The 17,401-nt window shown below is 72.0% G+C and carries 15 protein-coding genes; 14 read left to right on the forward strand and 1 reads right to left on the reverse strand.

Annotation, left to right across the window (positions count from 1 at the left end; translation table 11 throughout):
• Window positions 1-224 precede the first annotated feature (224 nt).
• The 12 genes from rplU (at window position 225) to ACZ7LK_RS02005 (ending at window position 15,129) form a co-directional block, all read left to right on the forward strand.
• Window positions 225-545 carry a 50S ribosomal protein L21 gene (gene rplU, locus ACZ7LK_RS01950; protein ID WP_017944922.1) on the forward strand — a complete coding sequence of 107 codons (321 nt, stop codon included), beginning with the start codon at window positions 225-227 and terminating at the stop codon, window positions 543-545.
• 14 nt (window positions 546-559) lie between these two features.
• A complete protein-coding gene (rpmA, locus tag ACZ7LK_RS01955) occupies window positions 560-817 on the forward strand; it encodes a 50S ribosomal protein L27 (protein ID WP_156694431.1) in 258 nt (85 codons plus the stop codon).
• Window positions 818-919: 102 nt separating this feature from the next.
• Entirely contained in the window at window positions 920-2,356 is a 1,437-nt protein-coding gene (obgE, locus tag ACZ7LK_RS01960; protein ID WP_392274804.1) for a GTPase ObgE, read from the forward strand.
• Window positions 2,357-2,576: 220 nt separating this feature from the next.
• Window positions 2,577-4,601: a glycosyltransferase family 4 protein gene (locus ACZ7LK_RS01965; protein ID WP_471137945.1), complete on the forward strand. Its 2,025-nt coding sequence runs from the start codon at window positions 2,577-2,579 to the stop codon at window positions 4,599-4,601.
• A gap of 165 nt (window positions 4,602-4,766) precedes the next feature.
• Window positions 4,767-6,266: an SDR family NAD(P)-dependent oxidoreductase gene (locus ACZ7LK_RS01970; RefSeq protein ID WP_392274806.1), complete on the forward strand. Its 1,500-nt coding sequence runs from the start codon at window positions 4,767-4,769 to the stop codon at window positions 6,264-6,266.
• A gap of 168 nt (window positions 6,267-6,434) precedes the next feature.
• Window positions 6,435-8,579 (forward strand): hypothetical protein, encoded by a 2,145-nt coding sequence (locus ACZ7LK_RS01975; RefSeq protein ID WP_471137947.1) that lies wholly within the window; start codon window positions 6,435-6,437, stop codon window positions 8,577-8,579.
• Window positions 8,580-8,802: 223 nt separating this feature from the next.
• Window positions 8,803-9,981, forward strand: coding sequence for a glycosyltransferase family 2 protein (locus ACZ7LK_RS01980; RefSeq protein ID WP_469463993.1), 1,179 nt, complete (start codon window positions 8,803-8,805; stop codon window positions 9,979-9,981).
• A gap of 154 nt (window positions 9,982-10,135) precedes the next feature.
• Window positions 10,136-11,263, forward strand: coding sequence for a glutamate 5-kinase (gene proB, locus ACZ7LK_RS01985; RefSeq protein ID WP_392274809.1), 1,128 nt, complete (start codon window positions 10,136-10,138; stop codon window positions 11,261-11,263).
• A gap of 142 nt (window positions 11,264-11,405) precedes the next feature.
• Window positions 11,406-11,906 carry a hypothetical protein gene (locus ACZ7LK_RS01990; RefSeq protein ID WP_392274810.1) on the forward strand — a complete coding sequence of 167 codons (501 nt, stop codon included), beginning with the start codon at window positions 11,406-11,408 and terminating at the stop codon, window positions 11,904-11,906.
• A 74-nt stretch (window positions 11,907-11,980) separates the two neighbouring features.
• Window positions 11,981-13,297 (forward strand): glutamate-5-semialdehyde dehydrogenase, encoded by a 1,317-nt coding sequence (locus ACZ7LK_RS01995; protein WP_471137950.1) that lies wholly within the window; start codon window positions 11,981-11,983, stop codon window positions 13,295-13,297.
• An 87-nt stretch (window positions 13,298-13,384) separates the two neighbouring features.
• A complete protein-coding gene (locus ACZ7LK_RS02000) occupies window positions 13,385-13,969 on the forward strand; it encodes an SCO2584 family spore wall biosynthesis protein (protein WP_392274812.1) in 585 nt (194 codons plus the stop codon).
• Between the two features lie 65 nt (window positions 13,970-14,034).
• A complete protein-coding gene (locus ACZ7LK_RS02005) occupies window positions 14,035-15,129 on the forward strand; it encodes an SCO2583 family membrane protein (RefSeq protein ID WP_471137952.1) in 1,095 nt (364 codons plus the stop codon).
• 113 nt (window positions 15,130-15,242) lie between these two features.
• On the opposite strand, the gene ACZ7LK_RS02010 is transcribed toward ACZ7LK_RS02005, so the two are convergent.
• Entirely contained in the window at window positions 15,243-16,298 is a 1,056-nt protein-coding gene (locus ACZ7LK_RS02010; protein WP_392274814.1) for a M48 family metallopeptidase, read from the reverse strand.
• A 256-nt stretch (window positions 16,299-16,554) separates the two neighbouring features.
• On the opposite strand from ACZ7LK_RS02010, the gene ACZ7LK_RS02015 reads away from it, so the two are divergent.
• Together ACZ7LK_RS02015 and nadD are read left to right on the forward strand one after the other, a co-directional pair.
• Window positions 16,555-16,716, forward strand: coding sequence for a hypothetical protein (locus tag ACZ7LK_RS02015; RefSeq protein WP_392274815.1), 162 nt, complete (start codon window positions 16,555-16,557; stop codon window positions 16,714-16,716).
• Window positions 16,717-16,768: 52 nt separating this feature from the next.
• Window positions 16,769-17,389 carry a nicotinate-nucleotide adenylyltransferase gene (gene nadD / locus ACZ7LK_RS02020; protein WP_189551438.1) on the forward strand — a complete coding sequence of 207 codons (621 nt, stop codon included), beginning with the start codon at window positions 16,769-16,771 and terminating at the stop codon, window positions 17,387-17,389.
• Window positions 17,390-17,401: the final 12 nt, after the last annotated feature.

Consider the following 17,401-nt stretch of genomic DNA (forward strand, 5'->3'; position numbering starts at 1 on the left):
GCGGGCGCCGCGCGGCCGGTTTGACCCGTGCGGGTGCGGACCGTAACCTTGACCGTCGGCGTGTTTCCATGCGCGCCAACTCCTGAGCACCTCCCTTCCGGCAGGCCGGGCACGGCCCGCCGCTGGAAGAGGCCGCTCATCCCTCGCGGACAGTCACGGGCCTCGCCGGTCCGTGCGGGCGGCTGGCATCAGGAGTTTCCGTTCCGAGCGAGAGAGAGATCCGCGTGTACGCCATCGTGCGCAGCGGTGGTCGCCAGCACAAGGTTGCTGTCGGCGACATCGTTGAGGTTGACAAGATTTCCACTGCCAAGGTTGGCGACACGGTCGAGCTCTCGACCCTGCTCGTTGTCGACGGCGACGCTGTGACCAGCGACCCGTGGGTGCTGGCCGGCATCAAGGTCCAGGCCGAGGTCGTGGACCACCACAAGGGCGCCAAGATCGACATCCTGCGCTACAAGAACAAGACCGGCTACCGCCGTCGTCAGGGCCACCGCCAGCAGTACACGGCGATCAAGGTCACGGCGATCCCCACGGCTGCGAAGTAAGGGACTGAGGAGACATGGCACACAAGAAGGGCGCATCGTCCACCCGGAACGGTCGCGACTCCAACGCTCAGCGGCTCGGCGTGAAGCGCTTCGGCGGTCAGGTCGTCAACGCCGGTGAGATCCTGGTCCGCCAGCGTGGCACCCACTTCCACCCCGGTTCGGGCGTCGGTCGTGGCGGCGACGACACGCTGTTCGCGCTGCAGGCCGGTGCGGTGCAGTTCGGCACCTTCCGTGGCCGCAAGGTCGTGAACATCGTTCCGACCGCTGCCTGATCCACTTTCGCGGAGGCGGACCTCACTTCCCGTACGGGAAGCGGGTCCGCCTTTCGCGTGTTAACACGTAGACATTTCCGCACGTAACTGGAGGCACAGAACATGACCACCTTCGTGGACCGCGTCGAGCTGCATGTCGCCGCGGGTAACGGGGGCCACGGCTGTGCCTCCGTTCACCGTGAGAAGTTCAAGCCGCTCGGCGGCCCCGACGGGGGCAACGGCGGCCGGGGCGGTGACGTGATCCTGGTCGTCGACCAGTCGGTCACCACGCTCCTGGACTACCACCACTCGCCGCACCGCAAGGCCACCAACGGCAAGCCCGGCGAGGGCGGCAACCGCTCCGGCAAGGACGGCCAGGACCTGGTCCTGCCCGTGCCGGACGGCACGGTCGTCCTCGACAAGAAGGGCAACGTGCTGGCCGACATGGTCGGCCACGGCACGTCGTACGTCGCCGCCGAGGGCGGCCGCGGCGGACTCGGCAACGCGGCGCTGGCCTCGGCCCGCCGCAAGGCGCCGGGCTTCGCGCTGCTGGGCGAGCCGGGGCGGTCCGGCGACATCGTCCTGGAGCTGAAGACGGTCGCGGACGTGGCCCTGGTGGGTTACCCCAGCGCGGGCAAGTCGTCGCTGATCTCCGTGCTGTCCGCCGCCAAGCCGAAGATCGCGGACTACCCCTTCACCACGCTCGTGCCGAACCTGGGCGTGGTCACCGCCGGATCGACCGTCTACACCATCGCGGACGTGCCGGGGCTCATTCCGGGTGCGAGCCAGGGGCGTGGGCTCGGCCTGGAGTTCCTGCGGCACGTCGAGCGCTGCTCGGTGCTGGTGCACGTGCTGGACACCGCGACGCTGGAGTCCGACCGTGACCCGGTCACCGACCTCGACGTGATCGAGGAGGAGCTGAAGCAGTACGGCGGCCTCGACGACCGGCCCCGGATCGTCGTCCTCAACAAGATCGACATCCCGGACGGCAAGGACCTCGCGGACATGATCCGCCCGGACCTGGAAGCGCGCGGCTACCGCGTCTTCGAGGTGTCGGCCGTCGCCCACATGGGCCTGAAGGAGCTGTCCTTCGCGCTGGCCGAGATCGTGTCCCAGGCGCGGGCGGCCAAGCCCAAGGAGGAGGCGACCCGGATCGTCATCCGCCCGAAGGCGGTCGACGACGCGGGCTTCACGGTCACGCTGGAGGAGGACGGCCTGTACCGGGTGCGCGGCGAGAAGCCGGAGCGCTGGGTGCGCCAGACGGACTTCAGCAACGACGAGGCCGTCGGCTACCTGGCGGACCGCCTCAACCGTCTGGGCGTCGAGGACGAGCTGATGAAGGCCGGTGCCCGCGCGGGCGACGGCGTGGCCATCGGCCCCGAGGAGGACGCGGTCGTCTTCGACTGGGAGCCCACGATGATGGCGGGCGCGGAGATGCTCGGCCGCCGTGGCGAGGACCACCGCATGGAGGCCCCTCGCCCGGCCGCCCAGCGCCGCAAGGACCGCCAGGCGGAGCGGGACGAGGCGGACCGCGAGTTCGACGGCTTCGACCCCTTCTGATCCCTTTCCCTCAGGAGCCCCGAGCCCCCGTCGCCCCCGTCGGCGGGCGCGCGCCTCACCGCGTGCGTCCACCGGCGGGGGCGTGCCGTTTGGTGCGGCCGAAAAAAGCGTATGAATTCCGGTTTACCTCGCTCCGGCCGGACAACCTGTGGCCAGGGATCACCGTCTTGTCTCCGGGGGCGGGGCCGCGGGTGCCCCGGCTGACTTGAACGGAGCGTTGATGAAGGTCTCCTTCCTCATCCACACCATCTACGGCATCGGCGGCACCATCCGCACCACGCTGAACCTGGCGGAGGAGCTGACCGGACGGCACGAGGTGGAGATCGTCTCCGTGTTCCGGCACCGGGACGAGCCGCTCTTCGCGATCGACCCGCGCATCACCGTCGTACCGCTCATCGACACCCGCCCCTCCTCGCCCACCAATGAGAGCAAGCACGAGCGGCACCTCCAGCCGGCCGAGCACTTCCCCCGGCACGAGGCGCGCTTCAAGGAGTACAGCCGTCTCACCGACGAGCGCGTCCGCGCGCACTACGCCGGCGCCGGCTCCGACGCCGACGTGGTCATAGGCACCCGGCCCGGACTCGTCGCCTACGTCACCGCGTTCGCGCCCGGGGGCGCCGTGCTCATCGGGCAGGAGCACATGACGCACAACCACCACAAGCCCGAGCTGCGCGCCGAGATGGCGGGCTTCCTGCCCCGGCTCGACGCCTTCGTCACCGTCTCCGAGGGGGACGCCGCCACCTGGCGGGCACGGATGCCGCTGCCCGGCACCCGGGTGCTGGCCGTCCCCAACAGCGTTCCGGAGCCGGTCGTCCCGCCCTCCGACACCTCGGGCACCACCATCATGGCGGCCGGGCGGCTAGCCTCCGAGAAGCAGTACCACGTGCTGGTCGAGGCGTTCGCCAAGGTGGTGGCCGTACGCCCGGACTGGACCCTGCGCATCTGCGGCTGGGGCAACCAGAAGGACCGGCTCCGCAAGAAGATCGACGAGCTGGGCCTATACAACAGCGTGCACCTGATGGGCCCGCGTTCCCCGATCGAGCCCGAGTGGGTCAAGGGCGCCATCGGTGTGTCCACCTCACGCCACGAGTCCTTCGGCATGACGCTGGTCGAGGCCATGCGCTGCGGCCTGCCCGTGGTGTCCACCGACTGCGACTACGGCCCCCGGGAGATCATCAAGGACGGCGAGGACGGCCTGCTCGTCCCCGTCGGCGACGTCGACGCCATCGCCGGCGCGCTGCTCCGGCTGATCGACGACCCCGCGCTCCGCCGCCGCATGGGCGCCGCAGCCGTCGCCAACGGGCGCCGGTTCGATCCGGGCCCGGTGGCCAAGCGGTACGAGGAGCTGTTCGCCGGGCTCGGCGCGGCCGCCACCCAGCGCGCCGGCCTCCCCTCGCGGCCCGCCCCGGCCGCCGCGCCCGCGCCCGGCGCCGTCGCCGACTGCGCCGTCGCCGCCGACGGCACGGTGACCGTGACGCTGCTCACCCCCCGCGAGGGCGCCCGCCTGGTGGCCGACGGCCACGCCTTCCCGTTCGACGAGCACGGCACCGCGACCGTCCCGGCCGGTACGCCGTTCCCGGAGGGCGTCCGTCCGGTCCACCTGGAGCTGCCCGGTGGTACGCGCGAGCCGCTGACCACCCGCGCCATCGACCAGCGCGGGGCGATGCGCGCGGCGGAGCGCCAGGGCGCGGAGGCACCGGTCCGGCAGCTCGTCCCGTACACCAAGGGGGGTGCCCTGCACTTCCGTTGCTGGTCGCGGACCGTGCACGCCGAGGTGGGCGAGGTCCGGGTCCAGGACGGGACGGTCACCCTGTCCGCGCGGCTGTACGGCGCGGCCGCCGGGCCGGCCGGCGAACCGGTCCTGCTGCTGCGGCGGCGCGGCAAGGCCCCCCTGGAGCTGGCCTTCCCCGGCACCCGGGAGGACACCGGCCGCCTCCGTTTCACCTTCTCCTGCACGGCTCCCGCCGCCCGGCAGCAGGACCCCCACGATGTGTGGGACCTGTGGCTCCGGTACGCGCCGGACGCCGGTCCGGTCCGGCTCGCCCGGGTCCTCGACGACATCGTGGAGAAGGGCTCCCTCTTCCCGTACCCCCCGGCCGAGCTGCGCAAGAAGCAGCCGCTGGGGCTGGTGCGCGCCGTCACCAGGAAGCTGGCGGGCAAGCCGCAGGAGCGGGTCGTGGTCAAGGTCTTCCACAGCGCCGCCAACGATCTCGTGCTCAACGTCGTCGACAAGCCCGCCGCGTGATGTCGGTCACCGGAGGTCCGCCGGGGGGCCCGTCCGCTCCCCCTGGCCACACGGTGAACACGGGGTGTCGCGGGGGTGCGGGGCGGTCACCGTCCGCCTTGCGAGACGGTCACGGAGAGTGCGACCATCAGCCCGTCCCCCAGTCGTCGCAAGGTAGGTCGTTCTGTGTCAGCGCCGCATGAAGCCAAGACCCGCACCACAGCCGTCGTGCTCGCCGGCGGTACCGGCCAGCGGGTCGGACTCGCGATCCCGAAGCAGCTGCTGAAGATCGCGGGCAAGGCGGTCATCGAGCACACGCTGACGATCTTCGAGCAGGCCGAGTGCGTCGACGACGTGATCGTGCTGATGGCGCCGGGTTTCGTACCCGACGTCGAGAAGATCATCGCCAAGGCCGGGCTCACCAAGGTCACCCGTGTCATCGAGGGCGGCGCCACCCGCAACGAGACCACCGAGCGCGCCATCCGGGCCCTCGGCGAGGGGCTCGGGGACGGCGAGGACCTCAACGTCCTGTTCCATGACGCGGTGCGTCCGCTTCTGTCACAGCGCGTCATCAAGGACTGCGTCGACGCCCTCGACCGCTACCAGGCCGTCGACGTCGCCATCCCCTCCGCGGACACGATCATCGTCACCCGCACCCACGGCGAGGACGGCGAGTTCATCACCGACGTTCCCGACCGCTCCCGGCTGCGCCGCGGCCAGACGCCGCAGGCGTTCAAGCTGTCCACGATCAGGCGGGCGTACGAGGTCGCCGCCGGCGACCCCAACTTCCAGGCGACGGACGACTGCAGCGTCGTCCTGAAGTACCTGCCGGACGTGCCGATCTACGTCGTCGCGGGCGACGAGTACAACATGAAGGTCACCCAGCCCGTCGACGTGTTCATCGCCGACAAGCTGTTCCAGCTCGCCTCCACCGCGGCCCCGCGCCAGGCCGACGAGGCCGCCTACCGCGAACTGCTGTCGGGCCGCACGCTCGTCGTCTTCGGCGGGTCGTACGGCATCGGCGCCGACATCGCCGCCCTCGCCGAGCGGTACGGCGCCACGGTGTACGCGCTGGGCCGCTCCACCACCGGCACGCACGTGGAGAACCCCGAGCACGTCGAGGAGGCGCTCGCCAAGGCGTACGCCGAGACCGGCCGTATCGACCACGTCATCAACACGGCCGGCGTGCTGCGCATCGGAAAGCTCGCCGAGACCGACAGCGCGACCATTCAGGAAGCGCTGAACGTCAATTACCTGGCGCCCGTCCAGATCGCGCGCGCCGCGTACAAGTACCTGGTCGAGACCAAGGGTCAGCTCCTGCTCTACACCTCCTCCAGCTACACCCGCGGCCGGGCCGAGTACAGCCTTTACTCGTCCACCAAGGCCGCCATGGTGAATCTCACCCAGGCGCTCGCCGACGAATGGGCAGGCGACGGAATCCGGGTGAATTGCGTCAACCCCGAGCGCACCGCCACGCCGATGCGCACGAAGGCGTTCGGCCAGGAGCCCGCCGGATCGCTGCTGTCCTCCGAGGCCGTGGCCCGGACCTCGCTGGACGTGCTGCTTTCCGAGCTCACCGGCCATGTCATCGACGTACGGCAGCAGGACCCCACCCGCGGTGCGAGCGAGGCGTCGGGCTTCGAGCAGGCCTTGGCCTCGGTGCTGGACCGCCAGGAAGATGTGTAATACTCACCAGATGTGTTCTTCGGGCCTCTGTGTCGCATTGTGCGAATGCAGAGGCCCGAGTTCGTAAGAGTCCGTAAGGGCTCCGAAAACCGATCCGTGAAGTCCCCCGCCTTCACGAGGTTTTGTCCATGTGAAAAAACCGGCACCCCCTTCTGGAGCAGGTTCCTCGTGATTTCGACCGCCATTCGCCTGGCACGTGTGGGCAGTGCGTCAGAGCTCGCCGCGGCAGTCCTCCTGGGACTGGGTTACCCGTGCGTCATGCTCGCCGCCCTCGTCCCGAACCTCTGGTTCTTCGCGGCCGCCGGTGCCGTGACCTACGTCGCCGACTGGTATCTGCACCAGAAGAACAGCTACCTGGTCAACCGGCTGAACAAGGTCCGGGCCGGTCTGCCGATCCGCTTCCTGCTGCGCCAGCTCCTGCTGATCCTGCTGCTCGCCCGCGAAGGCCTCGCCGAGCAGCCCGTGTTCTACGCGGCGGTCGCCTGCTTCCTGCTCTTCTACGGCCTCCAGGCCCCCCAGGGCGCCCTCGCCACCCTGATCCGGCTGCGCCGGACCATGCCGGTCGTCACCCGCAACATCGACCTCAACGCCGTACGCATCCCGGACGCGCCGCCGCACGCACTGCTCAGCCGCTCCGGCGAGAAGATGCTGCACCTCGACATCCCCGCCATGGCGGGCGTGATCGCCGCGGTCGCCACCGGCCGCAACGCCCTCGGCTACGCGGGCGTCGCGGCGACCCTCGCCCTGGGCCTGCTCTACACCGCGGCCCTCGTCCCGTACCTGCGCCGCAAGCGCCGGGTGCCGGCCGCCGGCGCCGTCCTCAAGGCCGTGGGCACCTGGCTGCGCGAGTACCAGCCGACCGTGGCCCTGTACTTCTCCGGCTCCGACGACTCCGCGTACCAGGTCAACATGTGGCTGGAGACGATGGAGCAGGTCGACGGCCGGCCGCTGGTCATCATGCGCGAGCGCAACCTGGTCGACAAGCTCAACCCCACGTCCGTGCCGGTCCTGTGCGTCCCCGGCGGCCAGCACCTGATGGCCATGGACATGTCCTCGATCCGGGTCACGCTGTACGCCGCCAACGTCGGCAAGAACATCCACATGCTGCGCGTACCGACCATGAAGCACGTCTTCATCGGCCACGGCGACAGCGACAAGCTCGCCAGCGTCAACCCCTTCTCCAAGGTGTACGACGAGGTGTGGACCGCCGGCCGGGCCGGCCGCGACCGGTACGCGCTCGCCGACGTCGGCGTCCGCGACGACGACATCGTCGAGGTGGGCCGCCCGCAGCTCGCGCCGATCGAGACCTGGACGGGCACTCCCCGCAACCCGATCCCGACCATCCTGTACGCCCCCACCTGGGAGGGCTGGGACAACAACCCCGGCAACACCTCTCTGCTGCTGGCCGGCGAGAACATCATGAAGCGGCTGCTGGACGCCCCCCGTCCGGTCCGGGTCATCTACAAGCCGCACCCCTTCACGGGCCTGGTCGACAAGAAGGCCAGGGCCGTCGATGAGCGGCTGAAGAAGCTGGTCGCCGCCGCCAACGCCGAGCGCGCCGCCGACCCCCGCTGGGCGGAGGAGACCGCCGCCGCCCAGACGTCCCAGGCGGCCGCGCGCGCCGAACTGGCCCGTATCGAGGCCCGGATCGCCCAGCTCTCCGCCCCCGGGCGCAAGGGCGGCGACGAGGCCGAGGAGTCCCGCGTCTCGCTCGCCGACCCGCAGCGCCTCGCCGACATCAAGCGGCTGCGGGCCGAGTGGAACGACGCGTACTGGCGCTCCTTCGGCTGGTGGGAGCACAAGGTCGTCACCGGCTCCGAGCCGAAGCTGTACGACTGCTTCAACCAGGCCGACGGCATGGTCTCCGACATCTCCAGCGTGGTGTCCGACTTCATCGCCAGCGGCAAGCCGTACGCGGTGACGGACTCCGCCGGGCTGGGCGCCGGCGAGTTCAAGCGCCAGAACACCGCGGTCCGCGCCGCGGTGATCCTCTCCAACGACGCCACCGAGCTCGACGAGCTGCTGGCTGCCGTGGCCGACCCGGCCGCCGACCTCCGGGCGGACGAGCGCAAGCAGCTCAAGCGGTACCTGCTGGGCCCCGACGAGCCCACGTCCATCGAGCAGTTCAACGCCGCGGTACGGGCGCTGTCCGCCAAGGCGGAGGCCCGCAACAACGGCGTCGCGCAGCGGCTGGCCGGCCAGCGGATCGGCGAACTCGACCAGGAGGCCGACGGCGCCGGCGCCGAACCGGCGGAAGCCGCCGCCGACACCGTCGCCGAGAAGGGCGCCCAGGAGGCGACGGTGGCGCACTGAGCCACCGGCGCCCCGCGCGGAGGGCCGCCGGCATCGGCGCCCTCGTGGCGGACCACCGGCTGCCCGCGTAAAGGCGGACGTACACCCCGCGGCCCGTAAGTCCCTCGTCCGAGGCGGACTTACGGGCCGCTGTGCGCGCCGTCACACCCGGCGGCCACGGCGGGGGCACCATGACGGACGACTTTCGTCCGTTTGCCGTCAGGCAGGGAAGCCGGTGGTGCCGATGACCGAGAACACTCCCGACGTCAGTGTGATCATCGGGGCCTACGAGGCGATGCCGTACCTGGTGAAGTGCCTGGACTCGGTGGAGGCGCAGACCCTCGGCGCCGACCGGATCGAGATCGTCGCCGTCGACGACGGCTCGACCGACGGCACGGGCGAGTACCTGGAGCAGTTCGCGGCCCGCTCCAAGATCCCCACCCGCGTCGTCCGGCAGGCCAACTCCGGTGGCCCCAGCGGACCGCGCAACACCGGACTCGCCCTGGCGCGCGGCCGGTACGTCTTCTTCCTCGACGCCGACGACCACTTCGGCGAGGAGGCCCTGGAACGGCTCGTCGCCATGGCCGACCGGGCCGGCACCGACGTGGTCCTCGGCAGGACCGTCGGCGTCAACCGCAACGCCGCCAAGTCGATGTGGAAGCAGACCGTCGAACGCGCCGACATCCACCGGTCCAACGTCAAGTACACGCTCAGCGCCCAGAAACTCTTCCGCCGCGATCTGCTCGTCCGGCACGGCATGCGGTTCGACGAGAAGCTGCGGACCGGCGAGGACGCGCTGTTCACGCTGGAGGCGTACCTCCGCGGCAACGGCGTCTCGGTGGTCGCGGACTACACCTGCTACTACCTGGTGGGCCGGGAGGACGGCAAGCACCTCACCAAGACGGGCGGATACGTGCCCCGCTTCGACTCGGCCAGGGCCCTGATGGAGCTCATCGCCGCGCACGAGCCGCCGGGGGAGCGCCGCGACCTGCTCATGATGCGGCCCTTCACCATCACGCTGCTGCCCCAGTTCGGTCCCGTCGTCCTCCGGCAGCCCCGCGACGTGCTGCTCGCCAAGATGGCGCTGGCCGCCCCGCTGATGGCCGCCCACTGGACCCCCGGCCTGGCCAAGCGCCTGAAGACCGAGGAGCGGCTGCGCCTGACGTGCGTCGCCATGGACCTGCCCGACGCGCTCGTGGACGTCCTCACCTTCCTCCAGGACGGCCACCGCCCGGAGCGGGTGCGCCGGCGGGGCCGCGAGTACCTGGCGTACCCGCACTTCCGCGACCCGGCCGTGGGCATCCCCGACACCGCGTACGAAGTGCGCGGCGCACCCGGCCCCTTGACCGTCGCGCGGCGCCGGGCCCGGCGGCTGGCGGGAGGGGTGCTGCGGCGGCTGCGGCGGGCCCGCCCGGCGCCCTGACCCGGTCGGGGCCGGCCGGCCGGGGAAGACGTCCGGGACGTTCCGCGGGCGCCCGGGAGGAGGCCCGTGGGAAAGCCCGGAAAGGTGTCCAGGAACCTGTCCAGCCGCTGGAACGGGCGCGCGCCGGACACCGCTCCTGGCATAGATTTCCCACGTGACAGTGGCAAGACAGTACGTAACGGAAGCCCGCCGGATCGTCGTCAAGGTCGGTTCCTCGTCCCTGACCACCGCCTCGGGCGGCCTCGACGCCGACCGCGTCGACGCGCTCGTCGACGTACTGGCCAAGGTCCGCAGCGGCGGCGAGAAGGAGATCGTGCTGGTCTCCTCCGGCGCCATCGCCGCCGGACTGGCGCCGCTCGGCCTCGCCCGGCGCCCCAAGGACCTCGCCCGCCAGCAGGCCGCCGCCAGCGTGGGCCAGGGCCTCCTGGTCGCCCGCTACACCGCGTCCTTCGCCCGCTACGGCGTACGCGTCGGCCAGGTGCTGCTCACCACCGACGACACCAGCCGCCGCGCCCACTACCGCAACGCCTACCGCACGCTCGACCAGCTCCTCGCCATGGGCGCCCTCCCGGTCGTCAACGAGAACGACACGGTCGCCACCGACGAGATCCGCTTCGGCGACAACGACCGGCTCGCCGCCCTGGTGGCCCATCTGGTGCGGGCCGACCTGCTGGTGCTGCTCTCCGACGTGGACGGGCTGTACGACGGCGACCCGTCCAAGCCCGGCACCTCGCGCATCGCGGAGGTGCGCGGCCCCGCCGACCTGGAGGGCGTCGAGATCGGCTCGGCCGGCAAGGCGGGAGTCGGCACCGGCGGCATGGTCACCAAGGTCGAGGCCGCCCGGATCGCGGCCGCCGCCGGCGTACCGGTCGTCCTCACCTCGGCCAGCCGCGCCGCCGACGCCCTCGCCGGCCGCGACACCGGCACCTACTTCCGCCGCACCGGCCGCAGGTCCGCCGACCGGCTGCTGTGGCTGGCGCACGCCTCCACCCCGCAGGGCGCGCTGGTCCTGGACGACGGCGCGGTGCGGGCGGTCGTCGAGGGCCGCAAGTCCCTGCTCCCGGCGGGCATCGCGGCCGTCGAGGGGGACTTCGGCGCCGGCGACCCCGTCGAGCTGCGCGACGCCACCGGCCGCGCCGTCGCCCGGGGGCTCGTCAGCTTCGACGCCAAGGAGATCCCCCAGCTACTGGGCCGGTCCACCCGGGAACTGGCCAAGGAGCTCGGCCCGGCGTACGAGCGGGAGGTCGTACACAGGGACGATCTCGTCCTGCTCACCTCCTAGACCCGTCCCAGAACGGCTGAAAGTCCCGCCATCCGCCAGAGACCTTCACCAAAACCGCCCCACGTTCCGCGCAGGACTGGTCAACTTTGTCTCAGGGGTAAGCGGGGTGACAGCACCACGACGCACAAACAGGAGGCCGCCGGTGAGACGAGCGCGCCCAGGGGCACTGCCCCGAGGGACGGCCGAACGGGCCTTGACGAGTGTCGAGGCCGGGGCCGACTTCGACGACACCGTCCTCGACGAAGGCGCCCCGGGCCGGCAGTCCGGCGGCCGGCCGGAGCGGCACGTCCCGGACCGGCCGGTGTCCAAGCTGTGGCACATCACCCTCAGCGTCTCCGGCCGGGCGGCCCCGCTCAAGGACGTCAGAGCGGCCCTGGAGCAGCTCGCCCATGACCACCCCTTCCTGCTGACCAGCAGATACGCCGACGATCACGCCGAGATCCGGTACTGGGAGGAGGCCCGCGACCTGCACGACGCCGCCGCGGTCGCCCTCCGGCTGTGGGGCGAGCACCGGCAGACCGCCAAGCTGCCGCCGTGGGAGATCGTCGGCCTGGAGGTCATCGACCGCGAGACGTACCACCTCAGGATCGCGGAGGGTTACGGTCCGCCACCGGCCGCCCCCGTGGGCGTACACCCGTACTGACGTACCGGCCGCGGGGCGTCTCGCAGAGCGGGATGTGGGAGGAACGCCCGCCGGGAGCGCATTACGCTGCGAGTATGACCTCGTCGCATTCCCCCGCCTCCGCCACCTCGCCGTCCGTCACGCCGTACGACGACATGACCCCGGTCGTCCGTGCCGCCTACCGGGCCCGTGCGGCCGCCGCCGAAATCGCGCCACTCCCGCGTGCGGCCAAGGACGACGCGCTGCTGGCGATCGCGGACGCCCTGGAGGTGCGGACGAGCGAGATCGTCGAGGCCAACGCCGAGGACGTCGCCCGGGCCCGGGAGGCCGGCACCAGCGAGTCGATCATCGACCGGCTGACGCTCACCCCCGAGCGGGTGCGGGCCATCGCCGCCGACGTGCGGGACGTGGCCGCGCTGCCCGACCCGGTCGGCGAGGTCGTCCGCGGCTCCACCCTCCCCAACGGCATCGACCTCCGGCAGGTCCGCGTCCCGCTGGGCGTGGTCGGCATCATCTACGAGGCCCGGCCGAACGTGACGGTCGACGCCGCCGCCCTGTGCCTGAAGTCCGGCAACGCGGTCCTGCTGCGCGGCTCCTCCTCCGCGTACTCCTCCAACAGCGCCCTGGTCCGCGTCCTGCGCGACGCGGTCGGCGGCGCGGGCCTCCCCGCGGACGCGGTGCAGCTGGTGCCCGGCGAGTCCCGCGACTCGGTGCGCGAGCTGATGCGCGCCCGCGGTCTGGTCGACGTGCTGATCCCGCGCGGCGGCGCCTCCCTGATCCGCACCGTCGTCGAGGAGTCCACCGTCCCGGTCATCGAGACCGGCACCGGCAACTGCCACGTCTACGTCGACGCCCAGGCCGACCTCGACATGGCCGTCGACATCCTGATCAACTCCAAGGCCCAGCGGCCCAGCGTCTGCAACGCCGCCGAGACCCTCCTCGTCCACCAGGACATCGCCGACACCTTCCTGCCGCGCGCCCTGGACGCCCTCGCCGAAGCCGGTGTCACCGTGCACGGCGACGAGCGGGTCCAGGGGTACGCCGGTGCCTCGAAGGCCACCGTCGTGGCGGCCACGGCCGAGGACTGGGAGACCGAGTACCTCTCGTACGACATCGCCGCCGCCGTCGTCGACTCGCTGGACGCCGCCGTGTCCCACATCCGGCTGTGGACCTCCGGGCACACCGAGGCGATCGTCACCACCTCCCAGGCGGCCGCCCGCCGCTTCACCCAGCTGGTGGACTCCACGACGGTCGCGGTCAACGCGTCCACCCGTTTCACGGACGGTGGCCAGTTCGGCTTCGGCGCGGAGATCGGCATCTCCACGCAGAAGCTCCACGCCCGCGGCCCCATGGGCCTGCCGGAGCTGACGTCGACCAAGTACATCGTCACGGGCGACGGTCACACCCGGTAGCCGGCGGCGCCGGACGGAGCACGGAGGCGGGTGGGGAGAGTTGCGCTCTCCCTGCCCAAAAGCACCTCCCCGGTCTACTCTGAAGGCGTGCCGGACGACGTGGGGGGCAAGCCGTTACCGGACGGCTGGGAGCCCGACGACGACCGCGGGGGCGCCGATGAGGACATCGCCTCCGTGGTGTTCGACGAGGACTTCGTACGGGCCGCCACCATCCACGAACCCAGCGCCGTCGAGCGGCTGTTGGCCGCCGCCCAGGCGCGCGCGGACGCCGAGGCCGCCCGCTCCGGAGCCGGCGGCCCCGCGGCCGACGACGAGCGGTACGACGACCACCACGGCCCCGGGGGCCGCGTCCACGGGTACGGCGGTGTGTACGGCCCCGCCGAGGACCACGACCCCTACGGGGCGCACGGAGGGGCCCTGCGTCCGTACCGGCCCAGCTCCCGCTGGCACCGTCCGGTGGCCTGGGTCCTCGCCGTGGTGATGGGCGTCGGCATGGTCGCCCTCGCCTTCACGGCCGTCTACCGGGGCACCTCCGGCGGCCGGGGCGGACCGGTCCCGGCCCCGGCGACCAGCGGCATCGACACGCCCTCCCCGGCCCCCGCCGTGACACCGCGCCCCGCCTCCGCCGAGTACGGCGCCCCGCCCGTGCCCGCCGCGCCGCGAACGCCCTGAGGCCACCCGTATGTTGTCCCGCACCAGCGCGTTTACCGGAGCCCCGCGCGACCTACCCTGAAGGTATGGCAGGGCGTGGCGACCCGCCCGAGGGGACGCCGGAGGGGCTCCCCGGGGGTGGTGAGGACGAGTACCGGTCCGTCGTCTTCGACGAGTCGTTCGTCCGCGCTGCCCGTCTCCAGGAGTACTCCGCGCGGGAGCGCATGGGCGAGCACGCCCGGGCCGTGCGCAGCCGCCCCGCCTGGGGCAGGGCGCCCGCGCACCCCCGGCCCCGCCAGGGCGCACTGGTGTTCGTCCTGGTGCTCGCGGTGGTCTTCGCCGCCGTCGTCTACCTGAGCGCCCGGAACACCTACCAGCCCCTGCTCGACCGGCGCGCCGAGCCGCTGCGGAGCATGGTGGTCCCGCTGGCCCCGCAGGGCACGGTCCCCGGCGGGGACCCGGCCTTCCTGTACGCCCACAGCCCCGCCGCCCAGTTCCGCACGGGCGCCGCCGGCATCACCTTCCCCGCGGCCGAGCGCACCGCCCACTTCTCGGAGAGCCAGGTGGTGACCGCGCTCAGCACCGCCAAGGACTACCTGGTGCAGTCCTCGCTCGACCCGGACGTGCTGACCGGCGCCGCCGTACGCCAGGTGCGCCTCCTGCTGGACCCCGAGCAGGCGGAGCAGTTCGACCGCAGCGTCGAGTCCCCGGCCGACGACGGGCGGCACGCCGCCACGGGGTGGCTGGTGCGCTTCGACCCGGCCGAGGCGGCCCTGGCGGGCACCCAGGCGCGCGTACGGGGCACCATGCGGGTCACGGAGGTCGAGCCCGACGCCCTGGAGGTCGCCACGGACCACACGCTGGTCTACGCCGTGCGCCCGGCCGGCGCGGGCGCGGGCGCCGACGCCTCGCTGTTCACCGTCCGCCGTGAGCTGGTTCTGCGCTTCGACCGCGAGGACCTGCGCATGCACCGGGCGGAGCTGCTGGCCGGGCGTGTGCAGGCCGGCCCGCAGTCCTGCTCGGCGGACCCGTCGGGCGCCCTGCACCCGGTGTTCGCCGGGCAGCGCGCCGATCCGGCGGGCCCGGCGGTCACCGACCCGTACGCCACCGGCAGCCGGGCCGCCGCCGCCCTGTGCGGGGCGCTGGCGCCCGGCGCCCAGCCCTCCCGCCCGGGCCCCTGACGCCCGGGGTGTCGAGGGCGTCGGGGCTCCGGGGCCGTCAGGCCCGGGGCGCCGGGCGCGTCAGGCTCGGGGTCCCGACGCCCCGGGTGTCAGGGCGCCGGTGCTCCGGAGCGTCAGGGCTCCTGGCGTCCGGACTCCTGGGGGCCCGAGCCGCCCGCGAACCGGTCGCGGAGCTTGCCGCCCAGGTCGCCCGCGCCCCCGGCTATGTCGCCGACCAGCTTCATCAGCGGGTCCTTGCTGCCCCGCACCGACTCCGCGTAGTGCGAGGCGGACTCGCGGAACGAGTCGGTGACCGAGGTGTCCTTGTCCTCCGAGCGGCGCGGGTAGTGACCGTCCATGATCCGCTGGTGGTCGCGGCTCTCGGCCCACTTCTTCAGCTCGGCGGCCCGCACCGTGGTGAACGGGTGGGAGCGCGGCAGCACGTTCAGGATCTTGAGCACCGAGTCACGCAGGTCGCCCCCCGCCTCGTATTCCTCCGCCTGCTCCAGGAACGCGTCCACGTTCATCTCGTGCAGGTGGTTGCCGCCCGCGATCTTCATCAGCCCGCGCATCGACGCCTTCAGGTCCTGGCCCACCAGCAGACCGGCCCGGTCCGCCGAGAGCTCGGACTTGCGGAACCACTCGCGCAGCGCCGTCACGATCGCCATGACCGCGACGTTCCCCAGCGGGATCCAGGCGATCTTCAGAGCCAGGTTGGTGAGGAACAGCAGTACCGTGCGGTACACCGCGTGGCCCGACAGCGCGTGCCCCACCTCGTGCCCGACGACCGCCCGCATCTCCTCCTCGTCCAGCAGCTCCACCAGACCGGTGGTGACGACGATGATCGGCTCGTCCAGCCCGATGCACATGGCGTTGGGCTTGGGGTCCTGCGTGACGTACATCGCCGGGACCTTCTCCAGGTCCAGGATGTAACAGGCGTCCCGCAGCATGGTGTTGAGGTGCGCGAACTGGGCGTCGCTCACCCGCACGGAGTCCGACAGGAAGAGCAGTCGCAGACTGCGCTCCGGCAGCAGCCCGCTCAGCGCCTTGAAGACCGTGTCGAAGCCGCTCAGCTTGCGCAGGGCCACGAGCGCCGACCGGTCCGCCGGGTGCTCGTAGGCCCGGGACGAGATGCCCGGGAACCGCCTGCGCTGCCTGCCCGGCACCTGGTCGTGACTGCTGTCGGTCATGAATGCCCCCTCTTCGTACGAGATCCGCCTCGTCCCCCTGACGGCCCCCAGCGTAGGCGCTGGAGTCACGGCGCGGCCGGGCCTGTGGACAACCGCCCGGGCGGCCCCGCCCGCCCGGCTCCCGCCGCGTGGCCCCCGCGGCACCGGCCGACGACACCGACCGCAACCACTGAGTCGGCGTGAGCGTCCCCGGACGGCCCGCATACGATGTGCGCGAAGTCTCCGCTCCGACTCCGATGGATAGGTCCTGCCGAAGATGAGCCTCCCCACCACCGCCGCCAGCCTCGTCACGCTCGCCGAAGGCGCCGAGCACGGCGGCAACCACGCCAGCCTCAGCCCGTACCTCACCGGCGGTGGCGCCTTCGTCGTCCTGCTCCTGCTGCTGTGGATCACCACGCGCTTCAACCGCGACCGCTGAGCCCGCGACCGCCGGGACCGCCCGCGGCACCGTGCCAGTAGGCTCTGCACGCATGGGAGACCAGCAAGTGCCGACCAGTTCCGGCAAACGCCGACTCGGCGTGATGGGCGGGACGTTCGACCCGATCCACCACGGACACCTGGTGGCCGCCAGCGAGGTGGCCGCCCTGTTCCACCTGGACGAGGTGGTGTTCGTACCGACCGGGCAGCCGTGGCAGAAGAGCCACAAGAACGTCTCCCCGGCGGAGGACCGCTACCTGATGACGGTCATCGCCACGGCGTCCAACCCGCAGTTCTCGGTCAGCCGCATCGACATCGACCGCGGCGGGCCGACGTACACCATCGACACGCTGCGGGACCTCCGTGACCTCAACGAGGACACGGACCTGTTCTTCATCACCGGAGCGGACGCGCTGTCCCAGATCATGCCGGGCTGGCGCAACGCCGAGGAGCTCTTCTCGCTCGCCCACTTCATCGGGGTGACCCGTCCGGGCCACGACCTGTCGGACGACGGGCTGCCCGAGGGCGGGGTCTCCCTGGTCGAGGTGCCGGCGCTGGCCATCTCCTCCTCGGACTGCCGGGCGCGGGTCGCCGCGGGCGATCCCGTCTGGTACCTGGTGCCGGACGGCGTGGTGCGCTACATCGACAAGCGCCAGTTGTACCGGGGCGAATGAGCCACGGAGAGG

The organism is Streptomyces sp. NPDC039423, from assembly GCF_055598725.1.

What these genes read in the sequence shown, in the direction of transcription:
- rpmA (WP_156694431.1), top strand. Translation starts at nt 560, where the DNA reads ATGGCACACAAGAAGGGCGCATCGTCCACCCGGAACGGTCGCGACTCC.
- obgE (WP_392274804.1), top strand. Translation starts at nt 920, where the DNA reads ATGACCACCTTCGTGGACCGCGTCGAGCTGCATGTCGCCGCGGGTAAC.
- ACZ7LK_RS01965 (WP_471137945.1), top strand. Translation starts at nt 2,577, where the DNA reads ATGAAGGTCTCCTTCCTCATCCACACCATCTACGGCATCGGCGGCACC.
- ACZ7LK_RS01980 (WP_469463993.1), top strand. Translation starts at nt 8,803, where the DNA reads ATGACCGAGAACACTCCCGACGTCAGTGTGATCATCGGGGCCTACGAG.
- ACZ7LK_RS01995 (WP_471137950.1), top strand. Translation starts at nt 11,981, where the DNA reads ATGACCTCGTCGCATTCCCCCGCCTCCGCCACCTCGCCGTCCGTCACG.
- ACZ7LK_RS02005 (WP_471137952.1), top strand. Translation starts at nt 14,035, where the DNA reads ATGGCAGGGCGTGGCGACCCGCCCGAGGGGACGCCGGAGGGGCTCCCC.
- ACZ7LK_RS02010 (WP_392274814.1), bottom strand. Translation starts at nt 16,298, where the DNA reads ATGACCGACAGCAGTCACGACCAGGTGCCGGGCAGGCAGCGCAGGCGG.
- ACZ7LK_RS02015 (WP_392274815.1), top strand. Translation starts at nt 16,555, where the DNA reads ATGAGCCTCCCCACCACCGCCGCCAGCCTCGTCACGCTCGCCGAAGGC.
- nadD (WP_189551438.1), top strand. Translation starts at nt 16,769, where the DNA reads ATGGGAGACCAGCAAGTGCCGACCAGTTCCGGCAAACGCCGACTCGGC.